This window comes from Brachybacterium sp. GCM10030267, from assembly GCF_042666875.1.
Taxonomy (GTDB): domain Bacteria; phylum Actinomycetota; class Actinomycetes; order Actinomycetales; family Dermabacteraceae; genus Brachybacterium.
On the sequence record NZ_JBHTCX010000003.1, the window covers coordinates 159,485 to 175,412 of the forward strand.

16 protein-coding genes and 1 riboswitch are annotated in these 15,928 nt (G+C 70.5%); of the genes, 11 read left to right on the forward strand and 5 right to left on the reverse strand.

Going from position 1 to position 15,928, the window contains the following annotated elements; genetic code table 11:
• Positions 1–110: 110 nt before the first annotated feature.
• The 6 genes from ACFQS2_RS03215 to ACFQS2_RS03240 all read left to right on the forward strand — a co-directional run bounded on the left by ACFQS2_RS03215 (position 111) and on the right by ACFQS2_RS03240 (position 7,087).
• Positions 111–1,430, forward strand: coding sequence for an acetyl-CoA carboxylase biotin carboxylase subunit family protein (locus ACFQS2_RS03215; protein WP_377015688.1), 1,320 nt, complete (start codon positions 111–113; stop codon positions 1,428–1,430).
• Positions 1,431–1,529: 99 nt separating this feature from the next.
• Positions 1,530–3,551, forward strand: coding sequence for a CocE/NonD family hydrolase (locus tag ACFQS2_RS03220; protein ID WP_377792713.1), 2,022 nt, complete (start codon positions 1,530–1,532; stop codon positions 3,549–3,551).
• Between the two features lie 357 nt (positions 3,552–3,908).
• Complete coding sequence (locus ACFQS2_RS03225) at positions 3,909–4,115, forward strand: hypothetical protein (RefSeq protein WP_377792714.1); 207 nt, start codon at positions 3,909–3,911, stop codon at positions 4,113–4,115.
• A gap of 98 nt (positions 4,116–4,213) precedes the next feature.
• Entirely contained in the window at positions 4,214–4,429 is a 216-nt protein-coding gene (locus tag ACFQS2_RS03230) for a CsbD family protein (RefSeq protein ID WP_377015679.1), read from the forward strand.
• Between the two features lie 259 nt (positions 4,430–4,688).
• On the forward strand, positions 4,689–5,333 hold the full coding sequence (locus tag ACFQS2_RS03235; protein WP_377792715.1) for a dihydrofolate reductase family protein: 645 nt from the start codon (positions 4,689–4,691) through the stop codon (positions 5,331–5,333).
• 581 nt (positions 5,334–5,914) lie between these two features.
• Positions 5,915–7,087 (forward strand): ABC transporter substrate-binding protein, encoded by a 1,173-nt coding sequence (locus tag ACFQS2_RS03240; RefSeq protein ID WP_377792716.1) that lies wholly within the window; start codon positions 5,915–5,917, stop codon positions 7,085–7,087.
• A gap of 12 nt (positions 7,088–7,099) precedes the next feature.
• On the opposite strand, the gene ACFQS2_RS03245 is transcribed toward ACFQS2_RS03240, so the two are convergent.
• Complete coding sequence (locus ACFQS2_RS03245) at positions 7,100–7,870, reverse strand: CPBP family intramembrane glutamic endopeptidase (RefSeq protein ID WP_377792717.1); 771 nt, start codon at positions 7,868–7,870, stop codon at positions 7,100–7,102.
• A 208-nt stretch (positions 7,871–8,078) separates the two neighbouring features.
• Here ACFQS2_RS03245 and ACFQS2_RS03250 point away from each other — a divergent pair, with 208 nt between their 5' ends.
• Positions 8,079–8,666, forward strand: a complete 588-nt coding sequence (locus ACFQS2_RS03250; RefSeq protein ID WP_377792718.1) for a hypothetical protein — start codon at positions 8,079–8,081, stop codon at positions 8,664–8,666.
• 96 nt (positions 8,667–8,762) lie between these two features.
• Positions 8,763–8,966: a hypothetical protein gene (locus ACFQS2_RS03255; RefSeq protein ID WP_377019752.1), complete on the forward strand. Its 204-nt coding sequence runs from the start codon at positions 8,763–8,765 to the stop codon at positions 8,964–8,966.
• 65 nt (positions 8,967–9,031) lie between these two features.
• Here the strand turns inward: ACFQS2_RS03255 and ACFQS2_RS03260 are convergent, their stop codons facing one another.
• From ACFQS2_RS03260 to ACFQS2_RS03270, 3 genes are all read right to left on the reverse strand, one after another.
• Positions 9,032–9,346 (reverse strand): DMT family transporter, encoded by a 315-nt coding sequence (locus ACFQS2_RS03260; protein ID WP_377019751.1) that lies wholly within the window; start codon positions 9,344–9,346, stop codon positions 9,032–9,034.
• A 10-nt stretch (positions 9,347–9,356) separates the two neighbouring features.
• A riboswitch (guanidine-III (ykkC-III) riboswitch) is annotated at positions 9,357–9,424 on the reverse strand.
• A 265-nt stretch (positions 9,425–9,689) separates the two neighbouring features.
• Complete coding sequence (locus ACFQS2_RS03265) at positions 9,690–10,193, reverse strand: SRPBCC family protein (protein WP_377792719.1); 504 nt, start codon at positions 10,191–10,193, stop codon at positions 9,690–9,692.
• A complete protein-coding gene (locus tag ACFQS2_RS03270; protein ID WP_377792720.1) occupies positions 10,190–10,558 on the reverse strand; it encodes an ArsR/SmtB family transcription factor in 369 nt (122 codons plus the stop codon). The genes ACFQS2_RS03265 and ACFQS2_RS03270 overlap by 4 nt, the downstream gene beginning before the upstream one ends.
• 230 nt (positions 10,559–10,788) lie before the next feature.
• On the opposite strand from ACFQS2_RS03270, the gene ACFQS2_RS03275 reads away from it, so the two are divergent.
• Together ACFQS2_RS03275 and ACFQS2_RS03280 are read left to right on the forward strand one after the other, a co-directional pair.
• Positions 10,789–12,999: a GMC oxidoreductase gene (locus tag ACFQS2_RS03275; RefSeq protein ID WP_377792721.1), complete on the forward strand. Its 2,211-nt coding sequence runs from the start codon at positions 10,789–10,791 to the stop codon at positions 12,997–12,999.
• 159 nt (positions 13,000–13,158) lie between these two features.
• Positions 13,159–13,920 (forward strand): SDR family NAD(P)-dependent oxidoreductase, encoded by a 762-nt coding sequence (locus tag ACFQS2_RS03280; protein WP_377792722.1) that lies wholly within the window; start codon positions 13,159–13,161, stop codon positions 13,918–13,920.
• A 15-nt stretch (positions 13,921–13,935) separates the two neighbouring features.
• On the opposite strand, the gene ACFQS2_RS03285 is transcribed toward ACFQS2_RS03280, so the two are convergent.
• Complete coding sequence (locus ACFQS2_RS03285; RefSeq protein ID WP_377792723.1) at positions 13,936–15,177, reverse strand: epoxide hydrolase family protein; 1,242 nt, start codon at positions 15,175–15,177, stop codon at positions 13,936–13,938.
• Positions 15,178–15,308: 131 nt separating this feature from the next.
• Between ACFQS2_RS03285 and ACFQS2_RS03290 the strand changes: the two genes are divergently transcribed.
• The gene (locus ACFQS2_RS03290; protein ID WP_377792724.1) at positions 15,309–15,860 is read left to right on the forward strand and encodes a CGNR zinc finger domain-containing protein; all 552 of its coding nucleotides are present in this window, start codon (positions 15,309–15,311) and stop codon (positions 15,858–15,860) included.
• Positions 15,861–15,928 lie beyond the last annotated feature (68 nt).

Consider the following 15,928-nt stretch of genomic DNA (forward strand, 5'->3'; position numbering starts at 1 on the left):
CCTGACCGGCCGGTCATAGCGCCTTTACGCGGCCTGCCCTCTCCCGCACTATGAGGGCACCGGGCTCTGCTGACGCGAGCACCCCGCACCACGGTCGAAGGAGATCGAACATGACGCGCCACGTCTTCGTCCTCGGGCTGGACCAGCACAACCTGGAGATCCTTCGCCGCCTGCCCGGCGCCGCGGACCTCGAGTTCCACCGCCTGCTGGCGCGCCGGGACCTGCAATCGACCCACATCGACATCCACGAGCTGCTGCACCGGGCGGAGGAGGAACTGCGCGACGCCGCCGATCCGATCGACGCGATCGTCAGCTTCTGGGACTTCCCGATGGTGGAGATGGTGCCGATCCTGTGCTCCCGCTACGGGCTGCCGTCGGCCGATCTCCGGGCGGTGCTGCGCTGCGAGCACAAGTACTGGGCGCGGCTGGTCCAGGCCGACGCGATCGAGGAGGTACCCGCGTTCGGCCTGCTCGACCTCGACATCCCCGAGCCGGTGCTGCCCGAGGGCATGAGCTATCCGGTGTGGATCAAACCGGTCAACTCCGCGTCGTCCGAGGGCGCCTACCGGCTCGAGGACGACGCGGATCTGCGCCGCCACCTGCCGGACGTGCGCGCCGTCATCGACCGCCTCGGATCCCCGTTCCAGGACGTGCTGGACATGGTCCCGCTGCCCCCGGAGATCGAGCGCATCGGCGGGCAGGCCTGCCTGGTCGAGGCCGCCGTGGGCGGGCGGCAGATGACACTGGAGGGGTTCAGCCACGGCGGCGAGGTCGTCGTCTACGGCGTGATCGACTCCTTCGACTACCCGGACAGCTCGAGCTTCCTGCGCTATCAGTACCCGTCCTCGGCTCCGTGGGAGATCCAGGAGCGCCTCAGCGACATCGCGCGGAAGGTGATCACCGCGACGGGGCTGACCGACTCCACCTTCAACGTCGAGTTCTTCTGGGACGAGCGCACCGGCGCGATCAACGTGCTCGAGGTCAACGCCCGCCACTCCCAGTCCCACGCGCTGCTGTTCGAGATGGTCGACGGCGTCTCGAACCACCAGGCCATGCTGGATGTGGCCTTCGGACGCACGCCGCAGCTGCCCCACCGCACCGGCCCCTACGGGATGGCCGCGAAGTGGTTCCTGCGCGTCTTCCGCGAGGACGGGATCGTGCGCGCAGTCCCCTCCGGCGAGCAGATCGCCGAGCTGGAGCGCGAGCTGCCCGGCACCACCATCGAGGTGACGGCGGTGGTCGGCGAGCGCCTCTCGCAGCGGGTCTCGGAGGACGCCTACAGCTACGTGATGGCCACGATCTTCACGGGCGGGGACGACGAGGCCACCATCACCCGTGCCTTCCAGCGCTGCGTGGAGGCGCTGGACTTCCGGATCGACGAGGTCGCCGCCGACGGGACGACGATCTCGGACTCCGGGCTGGAGCTGTGACGAGCGCCCTCGAGCCGGGACGAGCGCTCAGGCTGTGACCAAGGCCCGGAGCTGTGACGAACGGACCAGAACCGTGACGAGAGGAGACGTGGAGACCGGATGAGGACCGTGACGAGCTTTCCGCACGAGGTCACCGAGACCGAGCACCTGTGGATCGAGATGTCCGACGGGACGCGCCTGGCGGCGCGGATGTGGCGGCCGGTCTCCTCGGACACCGAACCGGTGCCCGGGATCCTGGAGCTGATCCCCTATCGCAAACGCGACCTCACCGCCCAGCGCGACTCCATCCACCATCCCTACATGGCCGGGCACGGCTACGCCTGCCTGCGGGTGGATCTGCGCGGCAGCGGCGACTCCGAGGGGGTGCTGACCGACGAGTACCTCGAGCAGGAGCTGCGCGACGCCGAGGAGATCCTGGCGTGGATGGCCGAGCAGCCGTGGTGCTCGGGCCGCACCGCGATGATGGGCATCTCCTGGGGCGGGTTCAACGCCCTGCAGGTCGCGGCCCGTCGGCCCCCGAGCCTCGGCGCGATCGTCACCGTGTGCTCCACCGATGACCGCTACACCGACGACGTCCACTACATGGGCGGCTGCCTGCTCACGGACAACCTCTCCTGGGCCTCGACCATGTTCGCCTACAACGGCTGCCCGCCCGACCCGGCTGTGGTGGGCGAGAGCTGGCGCGAGATGTGGCTGGAGCGGCTGGAGAACAGCGGACTGTGGCTGGATACGTGGCTGCGCCACCAGCGGCGCGACGACTACTGGCGCCACGGCTCCGTGATCGAGGACTACTCGGCGATCGAGGTGCCGGTGCTCGCCGTCAGCGGCTGGGCCGACGGATACTCCAACGCCGTCTTCCGCCTGCTGGCCGGCCTGGACTCCCCGGTGCGCGGCCTGATCGGCCCGTGGAGCCACAAGTACCCCCACCTCGGCGAGCCCGGACCGGCCATCGGGTTCCTGCAGGAGATGGTCGACTGGTGGGATCACTGGCTGAAGGACCGGCGGGACAACGGCGCGATGGACCGGCCGGCGCTGACGATCTGGATGCAGGACCACGCCCCGCCGGCCACCACCTACGAGGAGCGGCCGGGCCGCTGGGTGGGCGAGAGCTCCTGGCCCAGCGACCGCATCGAGCCGACGCACTACCCGCTGGGCTACTACCGGATCCATCCGCCCGGCTCCGACCCCTCCAGCCCGCCGCGATCGGTGCGCTCGCCGCTGTCGGTGGGGCAGTTCGCCGGCAAGTGGTGCTCGTACAACGCCCCGCCGGACATGCCCTACGACCAGCGCGAGGAGGACGGCGGTTGCCTGGTCTTCACCTCCGACGAGCTCACCGAGCGGCTCGAGGTGCTGGGCTCGCCGATGGTCTCGCTGGACGTGGCCGTGGACCAGCCGATCGCGCAGGTCATCGTGCGGCTCTCGGACATCGCGCCCGACGGCGCCTCCACCCGCGTCAGCTACGGGGTCCACAACCTCACCCACCACACCGGCTCCGACGACCCCAGCGAGCTGGTCCCGGGCGAGCGGCAGACCGTGCAGGTGTGGCTGAACGGCATGGCGCAGTCCTTCCCGGCCGGGCACCGGCTGCGGGTCTCGATCTCCACGTCGTACTGGCCGGTGGTGTGGCCGCCGCCCGAGCCCGTGCGGCTGACGATCCACCCCGAAGCCAGCGAACTGGTGCTGCCCGTGCGTCCCCGCCCGGAGGACGAGGTCAGCCCGACGTTCGGGGAGCCCGAGGGGGCCGAACCGCTGGCCACGACCCGGCTGGAGCCGGGCAACCACGAGTGGAAGGTCAGCCGCGACCTGGTCGAGCTCGCCGGCCGGCTGGACGTGGTCAAGGGGCTGGGCACCGTGCGCTTCGACGACATCGACCTCACCGTCAGCCGCGACGCCCACGAGACCTACAGCTTCGTGGGGACCGACGTGAACTCCGTGCGCGGCGAGACCCTGTGGGACATCGGGTTCTCCCGCGGCGAGTGGGCAGCGCACACCACGACGCGCACCGTGCTGACCTCCACGCCCACCGACTTCCACGTCTACGCCGAGCTCGATGCCTGGGAGGGGGTCGAACGCATCCACTCCCAGACCTGGAGCACCACGATCCCCCGCGACTACGTGTAGGGGCGCGGGGCCGCGGACCCACCGCGAGCACCCCATCCCCCGCGACTACGTGAAGGGGCGCGGGGCAGCTGGCGCACCGCGAGCACCCCCTCGTTGAGGCCGTTTACGTGGGGTCCAAGCGGCCTCTACGAGGGGGTGCTCCCCCGGAAGCCGGCCGGGGCCGCCGTGCACCGCGGACCGCCTCGCATCAGCGCGTCCCGCACCTCGTGGCCATACCGCCGTAGTTGCCGGTCTGCGACCCTTATTCCGACCACTGCGGCGGTATGGCGACCAGAATCGTTCGCCCGGGGCAGCTGACGGGGCGCCGCACTGAGCACCTCGAACTGAGCACGTCGACACAGCCACTAGGAGCACGCCATGTTCTTCATCTTCTCCATCGCTCCGAAGGAGCGGGACCTCGGCCCGGGAGCGACGCGCACCTGCCCGCGCTGCCACAACACGGCTCAGTGGATGCGCCGGAAATCCTTCCAGCAGTTCACCCTCTTCTTCGTCCTCCCCGTGGCGCGCTGGGGGCGGAGAGAGTACGAGCAGTGCCCCATCTGCGGAGCGACCCTCGAGGCGTGAGGCCCCGCGCGACCACCCGGTCGAGAGTGCTTCGGTGTGGTTCGTATAGTGGGCGCCCAGAACGGAATGCATGCTCGCGTCGACACCAGGAGGCACCGATGAGTGCAGACGAGAAGTTCGAGAACGCGAAGGACAAGGTGACCGGCCAGGCGAAGGAAGGCTTCGGCAAGGCCACCGGTGACAAGGAAGCAGAGTCCGAGGGCCAGGCGCAGCAGACCAAGGCCGCCGCCAAGGACAAGGCGCAGGATGCCCGGGACGCCGTCAAGGGCGCCCTCGACGGGCTCCGCGACGACAAGGGCGACGGCTCCCGCTGACCAGCGCCCACGACCGGCGCCCCCTCCCGCGCGCTCCCGGACGACGCGCGTTGGGCGCCACGGTGGCGGCTCCACCTCGGTGGGGCCGCCACCGGTGTGTCCGGCCCCTTCCACGGTGGCCGCTGATGTGCGGCCGGCCGACATGGCGCGGCAACGGCCGATCGGCATCGTCGCAGGAACGGACAACGCCAGGCGCCTGCGAAGCTCTAGTCTGAGTTGACGCATACCCTGCCGCGACGACGCCCGAAGGAAGCACGCGATGACCCAGCGAGTCCGAGTCCAGAACTTCAACGTCTCTCGCGATGGCATCGGCGCCGGCGAGAACCAGACCCTGGAGCGGCCCTTCGGCGAGGTGGACCCCGGTGACCTGTTCGGCTGGGCCGGCGCCACCGCAAGCTGGGTCAACCGCACCGACCCCGGCGGCACCCGCGGCATGGAGGACTACATCACCCGCGACTTCGCCCGGAACATCGGCGCCGAGATCATGGGCCGCAACAAGTTCGGCCCCATCCGCGGGCCCTGGCCGGACCTGGAGTGGGAGGGCTGGTGGGGCGAGGAGCCCCCGTTCCACACCCCGGTCTTCGTCCTCACCCACCACCCGCGGCCGGACCTCACCCTCGGCGAGACGACCTTCCACTTCCTCGAGGCCACCCCGCACGAAGCGCTCGAGCGCGCCAAGGAAGCGGCCGACGGGAAGGACGTGCGCATCGGCGGCGGCGTCACCACGCTCCGGGAGTTCCTCGATGCGGACCTCATCGACGAGATGCACGTGGCCGTCTCCCCGACGGAGCTGGGAACCGGGCTGCGGCTGTGGGACCGGCCCGAGGATCTCACCGATCGCTTCCACCTCGAGAAGGTCACCCCGCCCAGCGGCATCACCCACTGCTTCTTCTGGCGGCGCTGAGAGGCCGAGAGCGACGCCGACGCGGACAGGGGCAGGATCCGCGGAGACGCCGCCGCGGACAGGTGCACGATCCGCGGGATCCCTGGGGATGCCGACTCAGACCGCCCAGTCCAGCCGCGTCGTTTCCGGCCCCTGGTAGGGCCGGTCGCCATAGTGCTCCTGCAGCCGGGCCAGCTCCGCCTCCAGCCGCCGGCGCACCTCGGCGTACGCCGGAGCGTCGGCGAGGTTGGTGAGCTCGGCGGGGTCCGCCCCCGAAAGTCTGGACAGCGCTGTCCGAGCGGTTGTATGTTCACGTTCTCGCTGTGCAACCCAGAGATCGACGACGCTCGAAGGGGCCCATCATGCTCACCACCTCGCTCCCCCGCACCCTCTCGCAGCACGACGGCACCGCTCGCAGAGGCTGCCCATCAGCAATTCCGCTGCATCCTGCCTGCTCGGCCCTACACGTCGCAGGCACCGGAGCCGGGCGACGGCGGCCCCGTACCCCGCGCCGCCGCACCGTCTTGGCCGGCGGGCTCACCTCCTCGATGATGCTGGCCGCTTGCGGCCCCTCGGCCCGAGAGGCCGAGACATCGACGGGGGTGAGCTTCGTATTCTGGGGCCCCGGCTTCTACCAGGAGTTCACTGCCGAGATGGTCGATGCGTTCCGCGAGGCCAATCCTGATATCGAGGTCGAGCTGCAGCCTTCGGAGTGGGACGGCTACTGGGACAAGCTCGCCACGCAGGTGGCCGGTGGAGACGTGCCCGACGTCATCAACATGGACGGCAAGTACATCGCTGAGTACGCCGGTCGCGGGGTCCTCGCTGACCTCGAGTCCTTGCCCGGCCTCGACCTCTCCGGCGTCGATGACGCCGACCTCGACGCGGGCCGGGTCGATGGCGTCCTGGCCGGTCTGTCCACCGGCTCCAACGCCTGGGTGGTCGTCGCCAATCCCGAGCTTTTCGAGCAGGCCGGCGTCGAACTGCCCGACGACACTTCGTGGACATGGGAGGACTTCCATGACATCGCCCGCCGCATCAGCGATTCCGGAGTGGCCACAGGCGTTACCGGTGGCGCGAGCTACGCGGACCTGACGATCTTCCTGCGCCAGAAGGGCGAAGACCTGTGGGGCGCCGATGGCATGGGGTGCACGCCCGAGTCGCTGACGGAGTGGTACCAGCTGTATCTCGACCTGCAGGAATCCGGGGCGACGCTGCCTGCCGACGCCGCGGTGGAGGACGGCACGGTGACTCTCGAGCAGCAGGCGTTCTCGGTGGGCCGGTCCGCGATGAGCTGGACCTGGACGAACCAACTGCAGTCGGTGCGCGATGCCGTCGGCTCCGAGGACGTGGTGATGCTGCGCCCGCCGTCGCAGACGGGCTCGGCGACAGAGAACGGCCTGTTCAAGAAGGCCTCGATGTACTGGTCGATCGGAGAGGGCTCGCAGAGTTCCGAGCAGGCGGCCGAGCTCGTCGACTTCCTGGTCAACGCTCCCGAGGCGCAGGCGATCCAGCTGCTGAACCGCGGTGTCCCGTCGAATCCGGCAGCGATCGAGGCGATGGGTGATGCGTTGACGCAGGCCGACCGCGACGTCGTGGAGTTCCTCGAGGCGGTGACGCCGGAGCTGGCCGAGGCCCCGGCCATCCAGCCCACCGGCACCGCGGATGCGCAGAACACCTTCACCCGGCTGCTGACCGACGTGCGCTTCGGGAGCGCCACTCCCCGCGAGGCCGCGGAGGCGACCATCTCCGAGGTCAACGGGATGGTCGAGTGAACTGACGGGGCCTCACGCCCCGATCGCGCCCTCCATCAGGTGGACGAACAGCACGATGACCGGCCCGCCGAGCAGGAAGTTGTTCAGGGCGTGCATCAGCAGCACGTGCCAGATGTTGCGCGTCCACAGGTAGACCAGGTTCATGACCAGGCCCGCTCCGGCGTAGGCGAGAGTCAGCAGCCAGTGCCCGTCGAAGTTGTTGACGTGGATCAGGCCGAAGACGAGGGCGTTGCCCACCACCAGCAGCGCGGCCAGGGCGGCCTTGTTCCACACCGGGAACTTCATCAGCAGGGTGTGGCGGAAGGTGAAGTCCTCGACCAGCGCGGTCACCGTCGGCCCGAGGGAGGCGAACAGCACCACCCCGAAGGCGATCGACGCCTGCTCGGGCACAACGCTCTCCTCGGTGAGGTCCGCCCCGGACAGCGGTCGCAAGATCGCTCCCAGCAGGGAGATCACGATCTGGATGACGACCATGCCGACGAGGATGAGCCCCAGCGAGCGCCACTTGGCCCGCCACATGGCCCGCCAGTGCCGGGCCAGCAGCTCGCGGTTGGCGATCACCAGCACGATGAACAGCAGGATCCGGATGCTGGTGTCGGAGATGGCGAGGACGGTGGTGCTCTCGGTCGCCGCCTCGACCAGCCAGCCGCCCAGGAAGATCAGGGGGACGGCCGCGATCGCGATCCAGTCGCGCAGGGCCCAGTGGGCGGTGGTGGGCAGCTCTTCGGCGCGGACCAGCTCGAGGAAGCCGGGTCTATGAGGGGAAGAAGGGGATGCGCTCATGTCCCGACCCTATGTGCGCGGCTGCCGGATCGGAGGCGTTTCGACCTGGCATGGCGCGCGCCGATCGATCTCGACCGACTGCCCGGATCCCGAGATGAGCCCCCGCGACTGCGGCGGGGACGAGCCGTCGCGCTAGCGTGGCCGCGCGATGGGGGACGCCGCACGGGCGCTCCGGCCGGTACCGGTGGAACCGACGAGGAGAGAACGCATGGGCCTGTTCGATTGGCTGCGGGGACGACGCACAGAGCGCGGCGACGCGGGTGCGTCGCCGGGCGCCGCACAGTCCTTGAGTGTCGAGGAGAAGCTGCGGCTGCTCGAGGAGGCCGGGATCCCGCGGCGCGAGGGCGTCGACATCTCCGTCTTCGACGATCCCCTCATGGACGATTCCTGGGGGTACTTCCTGGGCGCCGAGGGCCCGGACCCGGCCGATGACCGCTACGACGTCGGCGCTTTCTGGTACGTCTATGCCGTCCCGGATTCTCCGCTCGATGATCCGAGCTCCGACTGGCCGGACGTGGTCAAGACCCTCGCCGAGGTGCTCCGCCACGCCGGTGAGCCCGAGGTCGAGACGCGCCTGGATGAGGACGGGGACGGCCACCTCCTCATCACGGTCGACGGGACGGAGCACGAGATTCCCGTGGAGGGCATGGGCAAGCATCTCGACCTCATGGCGCTCGGAGAAGCCGCCGATCTCTTCACGCCGGAGGATCGGGAGTACATGGCCGTGGACGACGTGTGGCTGTGGCCGTACGCCTCCTCCGTCGGCCGCCTGCAGGAGGTCATGCAGGCCGGCTGAGGGCGATGGATGCGCCGGGCTCCCCCGCCGACGGACAATGGTTGCGTTCCTACACGAGTCGGGGACATCCCGACACGAGAGAGAGGCTGGTCGCCCATGATCACCGTGCTGATGTGGACCGGAATCGTGATCGCCGCGATCGGCGTGATCCTCCTGGCACTGTCCAGCCGCTGGGTGAAGTCTTGGGGCGACCAGTACGCCACGACGAACATGCCGGCCGCCTGCCTGGGCTGGCTGCTGCTCGCCGTCGGCTTCGCCCTGCTGGTGGGGCCGGCCGTGTTCACGGGGCAGCTCAGCTAGCCGGGGCCTGCGGACCGCGGGGGCAGGTCAGCTAGCCCGCAGCCTGCCGAGAGCGGGGGCGGTCCTCAGTGGGCGAGCTTGAGCCCCACGACCCCGCCGATGATCATCAGCAGGAACAGAACCTTCGTCACCGAGATCAGCTCTTCCCCGGTGGCCATCGCATAGACGACGGTGAGCACCGCCCCGATGCCCACCCATACGGCGTAGGCGGTGCCGGTGGGCAGGTCCTTCATCGCATAGGTCAGGCCGGTCATGCTCGCGGCCAGGGCGACGAAGAACACCAGGGTGGGGGCGAGCCGGCTGAAGCCCTCGGACTTCCCCAGCGCGGTGGCCCACACCGCTTCGAGCATCCCGGAGAGCACCAGAACGAACCACGACATCACAGCCTCCTGCGGGCCGTCTTGTCGCACTCCGGGTACGGCACCCCTCGTCCGGGAGCCCGATTCTCCGGGCTCACTGTCAAGATCGCACGCCTGGTGGCCGGCGACAACGTCAGGCGCATCACCGCGCGGTCACAGCCAGCGAATCGTGCGACCGCCTCCGGCCGTGACCGTCCGCGGGACGCCTCCGACCGCGACCGTCGGCGGGACGCCTATCGCACCTGCCGCGCCATACGCAGGGCAGATGCGATAGGCATCCCGCGCATGGACAACCGCGTCCGGATGGGTCGTCCATGATCGTGCTCGATGGCGGCCGACGGGGTGGCTCCCGGCCGCCGCGCGGTCATCGCGCGAGGGACTCGTAGTACTCGCTCATGGACGGGTAATAGCTGTGCCAGTCGACGTCGTCGGCGTCCTCCCCCTCGAGGGTGCGGGCGAGGCGGTCGAGGTAGTACTCCCAGCCCGGCCCGACGCTGCCGAGGGGGTCGTCGCCGAGCGCCTGGGCGAAGACCACGGTGGTGATGCCGTCCTCGTGGCTCAGCTCGAACCGCAGATGCCAGGCGCCGTCGCCGACGCTGGTGTCCGCGGCGAAGCGGTGAGGCGGGCTGCACTCCGTGATGGCGAATTCTTCAGGCTCGACGTCATCGCCCTCGGCGGTCATGTAGAACGTGACTCTGCCCGTGGCCGGGTCGCCCTCCCATCTGCCGATCCACCGCTGGAGTCGCTCGGGCTCGGTCATCGCGGCCCAGACGTCGTCGATAGGGGCTCGAAAGCGGCGCTCGATGCGGACCTCACGTCCGTGGGGCCCCTCCCCCAGCTGTCCGTTCGGTTGCGGCGTGGCGTTCATGCGGAGTTCTCCTGTCGGTGATCCTGTCTCGCGGGGCGGTCACGCACGGTTCGGCGCACTTCCAGCTCGAGCGCGTCCAGATGATGCTCGGAGACCGGCGGCGCTGGTTCCGGGGGCGAGGCGATCCGTTCGACCAGGTCGCGAACCGGTTCCAGTCCCTGGGCTCGCAGCGCGTAGAAGCGCTGCCGTCCGTTCTGCTGCACATCCAGCACGCCCGCCTCGCGGAGCACCTTCAGGTGGCGGCTGATCGCGGGCCGCGAGATGGTCTCCGTCCGAGCCAGGTCCCCGGCCGTGTGTGCACCGTCGGAGAGCTGCAGGAGCAGGCGGCGGCGCGTCTCGTCCGCCAGCGCGTCGAACACGTCCATGCCGAAAGCGTAACACTGCGGTTACGCATAGAGCGCCGGTTCGCGCGATGTGTGGACGGGCCCGCACCGGGGAGGAAGACTGACGACCGAGCACCGGAGCACGTCTGCGGACACTGCCCGCTGCCCCGCGACGGGCACACCTCAGCGTCTGCCGATCCGGCGGCTCTACGATCCAGGACACGGGAGGACGGCGAGCAGTCGGGCCCCGTGCGGCAGCGAGGACACTGATCATGGCTCAGCACTACGACGCGGACGCGATCGTCGTCGGCAGCGGATTCGGCGGGGCGGTCGCCGCGGCCCGCCTCGCGCAGGCGGGACTGTCCGTGATCGTGCTCGAGCGCGGTCGCCGGTGGGCCCTCGGCGAGTTCCCGCGTCGGCCCGAGCTGGAGGACCGCTGGCTGTGGCGGGCCGGCCAGGGCCTGTACGACATCCGCTGGCTGGACACGATGGGCAGTGTGCAGGCGGCGGGTTGGGGCGGCGGCTCCCTGGTCTATGCCAACGTCTTCTCCCGCCCCTATGAAGGCGTCATGGACGAGCGCTGGCCATCGCACCTGCGGCGCGAGAGCCTCGACCCGTACTACGAGCTGGCCGGGCACATGATGGGCATCGCCCCGGCCGGGGACGATCCGGCGACCGGCAGGCCCGCCCCGCGCACCTCACTGATCGAGCAGATGGTCCAGGGCATGGACATCCCGGCCACGGTGCGCCCGAGTCTCGCCGTGACCTTCGGGGATCCTGAGACGTGGCATCCCAACGTCCACGGGGTGCCGCGGCGCGGATGCGCTTTCGTGGGCGAGTGCATCATCGGCTGCAACCACGGCGCGAAGAACACCCTGGATGTCACCTATCTCGCGGTGGCCGAGCAGCACGGGGCCCGCGCGGTCACCGACGCCGAGGTCCGCCGGATCGAGACTCATCGCGACTCCTCCGGCCGATCCGGCTATGCGGTGACCACCACGTCCCCGACGGACCCGTCGGCCCCGCCCCGGACCTGGACGGCGCCGCGGGTCGTGCTGGCCGCCGGGGCGGTGGCGACCAACGAGCTGCTGCTGCGCGCCCGCGATGTCCACGGAACCCTGCCCGACCTCTCGCCGCAGCTGGGCCGGGGATTCTCCGGCAACGGCGATTTCCTGACTCTCGCCGAAATGCCGCGGGATGCCGCGGACATGACCACGGGCCCGACGATCACCACCACGACTGTGCTGTCCGTGCCCGAGGGCGGGCGGTCGGTGTGGTTCCAGGTGCAGGACGGTGCGATCCCGCCTCCCCTGCAGGAACTCTACGACGCGCTGCTGCCGGGGCGCACCGTCCGGCGCTGGTGGAAGCACCTGCGCGGCAGCGACCCCACGCGCACCTTCGCGCTGCTGGCCATGGGCCGGGACTCGGCCCGGGGCACGCTGCGGTTAGATGACAAGGGCGAGGCGGCGCTGAGCTGGAGCAATCGCTGGCAGGCTCACCTGTACCGCTCGCAGCGTCGGGTGGGGCCGCTGGTGCGGCGGCTGCTGGGCGGGCGACAGTACAACCCGCCGACGTGGTCGCTGCTGCGCCGCACCATCACCGTCCACCCCCTCGGCGGGGTGCGCCCCGGGGCCGACGCGGCATCCGGCGTGGTCGACGACATCGGCCAGGTGCACGGCTATCCCGGCCTCTACGTGATGGACGGGTCCGTGGTGCCCGCCGCGACGGGCGTGAACCCGTCGGCGACGATCCTGGCCGGCGCCGAGCGCGCCATCGAGGCCGTGATCCGGGCCGCCGGACGGCCCGAGTGGCGCGCCCCTGAATGGGACGCAGTGCAGGCGACTCCCGTGCCGGAGGACGGCGCCTTCGCCCATGCGGCGGCCGCGCGCGAGGCGACCAGGGGCGACGGGGTGGTCTTCGCCGAACACATGGCGACACCGTCGGGCACGAGACCGCGAGCGGAGCTGCGCCTGCGCGCGGAGGTGCGCAGCATGGACGGCTTCCTCACCGACCACGCTCATCCGATCGCCGTGCACGGCTCGATCGATCTCGAGGGCATCGCCACCGGCGCGGAGACCGCCGGCACGCTCTCGCTGTTCCCGCGCGGGGGCGACGAGGCCATGCGGTACTCGCTGGAGTTCGCCGACGACGACGGCAGGCCCCGCCGGCTCATCGGCGTCAAGCACACGTCCGGCCGCCGCCCGCTCGCGCTGCTGGCGGGGCTGACGACGCTGCACATCGAGGTCTCCCCCGCCGACGGGGCCGACGGGGCCGAGGGTGTGGCCGACGGGGCCGACGGGCAATCCGTCCGGACGGTCCTGAGGATCAGCGCACCGGACCTCGTCCGGCTCCTGACCTCGATCCGGGGGCAGGGCTTCACGCGGGCCCGACGGCTGACAGCAGCCGGGCGCTTCGCCGGGTTCTTCGTCCGCTCTGCGCTGGCGCGGCCGAGACGCCGGGTCGCGTCTGCCGGTCCCGGGTGAGCGACGGCATCCGAGCCTGGGTGGCCCCCTCCACGGCACGGACCAGCCGGGCCCGGATGCGGACACCGCACGGCCGCCCCATGCGCGAGGATGACACTGCGATCGACCACCCGCCAAGATCGACCACCCCCGAGCGACCACGGAACGAGGCAGCCGAGCATGAGATGCACACTGGTCACTGGAGCCTCCCGCGGGATCGGACGCGCGACCGCGATCGCCCTCAGTGAGCGCGCCGACCGGGTGGCCGTCCACTACGGCGCCGACAGGGCGTCGGCGGAGGAGACCCTCGCGCAGTTGCACGGCGAGGGCCACATTCTCGTCGGCGGCGACCTCTCCGACCCCGAGACCGCTCGCCGCGTCGTCGAGGAGGCCGAGGCCGGGATGGGGCAGATCGACATCCTCGTCAACAACGCCGGCATCGCGCCCGGGGAGGCCACCTCCCACCGCGTCGACGAGGTCGACTACGAGACGTGGCAGCAGCGCTGGAGGCGGATGATCGACGTCGATCTGAGCGCGCCGGCGAACCTGACCTATCTCGTGGCCAGTTCGCTGATCGCCCGCGGCACCCAGGGAGTGGTCGTCAACGTCGGCTCCCGCGGCGCCTTCCGCGGCGAGCCCGACGCCCCGGCCTACGGGGCGGCGAAGGCCGGACTCCACGCGTTCGGGCAGTCCATGGCCCTGGCCCTCGCGCCGCACGGCATCGCCGTCGCATCGGTCGCCCCCGGCTTCGTCGACACCGAGCGCCAGCAGCCCAAGCTCGACGGCGAGAACGGTGATGGCCTGCGGGCCCAGAGCCCCTTCGGGCGGGTGGGAACCGCCGACGAGGTCGCCGCGGCGATCCTCTACCTCACCTCACCCGAGGCGCAGTGGGCCTCCGGGGCTGTGCTCGATCTGAACGGGGCGTCGCACTTGCGGACGTGAGTCGAACAGGGCTGCTCACGCCTCCTCCGGGCGCTCACTCCCGCCGGCCGAGCCGCTGGCCTCGTGGGCGGCCGCGACGTCGTCGTCGGCCCGCGCAGCCCGTACAGCCACGAGCCCCTCTCGCAAATCCTCGACGAAGAACTCGGGGGCCTCGAGCGAGGGGAAGTGCCCACCGGCGTCCGGTGTCCGCCACCGGACGATTCGCCGGAACCGCTCCTCGGCCCACACCCGCGGCCACTTCTCGATGTCGCGGGGATAGACGGTGATGGCCGACGGGACGTCGACCCGAAGGACGGGATCCAGCGCGGCGTGGCTCTCGAAGTAGATCCGCGCGGACGAGGCGCCGGTGGCAGTCAGCCAGTACAGAGTCACGTTGTCGAGCACGTGGTCCCGGCTGATGGTCTCGAACGGGCTGTCCTCGGTATCCGTCCACTCGGCGAACTTGTCGAGGATCCAGGCGAGCAATCCCACGGGTGAGTCCACGAGCGAGTAGCCGATGGTCTGCGGCCTGGCGGCCTGCTGCTTCGCATACGCGGCGCGGTGACTCCAGAAATCGCGGGACTCGGTCACCCAGGCGCGCTCGGCCTCCGTCAGGCCCTGCGTGGTGAGGCCCGGGGGCGGCTGGGCGACGGTGGTGTGCAGGCCGATGACGTGCTCGGGGTACCGGCCGCCGAGGACTGTGGTGATCACCCCTCCCCAGTCGCCGCCATGGGCGAGGAACCGGTCGTAGCCCAGTCGCTCCATCAGCTCCGCCCAGGCGGCCGCGATTGCCTCGATGCCCCAGCCGGTGGTGGTCGGTTTGTCGCTGTAGCCGAAGCCGGGCAGCGACGGGACCACGACGTGGAAGGCGGGCGTCTCGGCCGAGTCGGGCTCGGCGAGCTCGTCGATGATGTCCACGAACTCGGCGATGCTGCCCGGCCACCCGTGGGTCAGGATCAGCGGCGTCGCATCGGCCCGGGAGGAACGCCGGTGCAGGAAGTGGATGCCCAGGCCGTCGATGCTCGTGCGGTACTGACCGATCCGCTGCAGACGTGCTTCGAAGCGTCGCCAGTCGTACTCGTGGATCCAGTAGCCGACGAGCTCGACGAGGTCCGCGCGCGGGACGCCCTGGTCCCAGCGGCGCGGATCGGGCGCGGGGCGATGGACCGTCTCGGTCTCGGGCAGGCGTGCCGCGGAGAGCCGCGCACGCAGGTCAGCGAGGTCGGCGTGACGTGCTCTGGTCTCGATGGCGTCGATGTCGCAGGGCGCGTTGGTCATGGGCTGTCCTCTCCGGGACTCACTGGAAGCGGCATTGCGGGACCGGCAATGCTGGAACCGGCATCACTGGAACCGGCATTGCTGGTTCTATCACGCTGCGTGTGACAGGGGCAACCAGCTAAGGTGGTTCCATGTCCACGGCGCACCCCGAATTCCGCCTCGGCACGGTGCTCGCGACCAGCTTCACGGCGACCCTGTCGGAGCGTCACGGTGAGCCCGTCGAGCGCATCCCCACGCCGAAGCGGCTCCTCGACTGGTTCGCCGTCAGCGGCCTGCCCGTGGACTCCTGCGACGGCGCCGATCTCGAGCAAGCACTGGAGCTGAGGGAGTCCATCCACGTCGCCGGGACGGCGGTCGCACAGGGAGAGACTCTCCCCGCCGACCGTCTCGAGGTGATCAACGACTGCAGCGCCGGCGGGCATGCCGCGGCCGTCCTGACCGCCGACGGCACCCGGCGCTGGCAGCTGGGCTCCCTCTCCCCCGCCCGGGACGCCCTGGGGGTGGTTGCCGCCGATGCCATCGAGATCCTCTCCGGCGAGCGGGACGGACGCCTGGCCATCTGCGCGTCACCGACCTGCCGTGCCATCTTCTTCGACACCAGCCGCAGTCGCACCCGCCGCTGGTGCGACATGAACACGTGCGGGAACCGGCAGAAGAAAGCGCGCTTCAGGAACCGGCACTGAGCAGTCGCCCGTACGCAGCTACCGACCCCGTGTGCAGGGCCGCGGCCCGCACCGTGCGAAGATCGGCC

Bases quoted from the DNA above. Each gene is read 5' to 3' on its own strand.
- ACFQS2_RS03245 (WP_377792717.1), bottom strand. From the start codon at position 7,870: ATGAGCGCATCCCCTTCTTCCCCTCATAGACCCGGCTTCCTCGAGCTG.
- ACFQS2_RS03250 (WP_377792718.1), top strand. From the start codon at position 8,079: ATGGGCCTGTTCGATTGGCTGCGGGGACGACGCACAGAGCGCGGCGAC.
- ACFQS2_RS03275 (WP_377792721.1), top strand. From the start codon at position 10,789: ATGGCTCAGCACTACGACGCGGACGCGATCGTCGTCGGCAGCGGATTC.
- ACFQS2_RS03260 (WP_377019751.1), bottom strand. From the start codon at position 9,346: ATGTCGTGGTTCGTTCTGGTGCTCTCCGGGATGCTCGAAGCGGTGTGG.
- ACFQS2_RS03255 (WP_377019752.1), top strand. From the start codon at position 8,763: ATGATCACCGTGCTGATGTGGACCGGAATCGTGATCGCCGCGATCGGC.
- ACFQS2_RS03215 (WP_377015688.1), top strand. From the start codon at position 111: ATGACGCGCCACGTCTTCGTCCTCGGGCTGGACCAGCACAACCTGGAG.
- ACFQS2_RS03270 (WP_377792720.1), bottom strand. From the start codon at position 10,558: ATGGACGTGTTCGACGCGCTGGCGGACGAGACGCGCCGCCGCCTGCTC.
- ACFQS2_RS03230 (WP_377015679.1), top strand. From the start codon at position 4,214: ATGAGTGCAGACGAGAAGTTCGAGAACGCGAAGGACAAGGTGACCGGC.
- ACFQS2_RS03225 (WP_377792714.1), top strand. From the start codon at position 3,909: ATGTTCTTCATCTTCTCCATCGCTCCGAAGGAGCGGGACCTCGGCCCG.
- ACFQS2_RS03265 (WP_377792719.1), bottom strand. From the start codon at position 10,193: ATGAACGCCACGCCGCAACCGAACGGACAGCTGGGGGAGGGGCCCCAC.
- ACFQS2_RS03235 (WP_377792715.1), top strand. From the start codon at position 4,689: ATGACCCAGCGAGTCCGAGTCCAGAACTTCAACGTCTCTCGCGATGGC.
- ACFQS2_RS03280 (WP_377792722.1), top strand. From the start codon at position 13,159: ATGAGATGCACACTGGTCACTGGAGCCTCCCGCGGGATCGGACGCGCG.
- ACFQS2_RS03220 (WP_377792713.1), top strand. From the start codon at position 1,530: ATGAGGACCGTGACGAGCTTTCCGCACGAGGTCACCGAGACCGAGCAC.
- ACFQS2_RS03290 (WP_377792724.1), top strand. From the start codon at position 15,309: ATGTCCACGGCGCACCCCGAATTCCGCCTCGGCACGGTGCTCGCGACC.
- ACFQS2_RS03285 (WP_377792723.1), bottom strand. From the start codon at position 15,177: ATGACCAACGCGCCCTGCGACATCGACGCCATCGAGACCAGAGCACGT.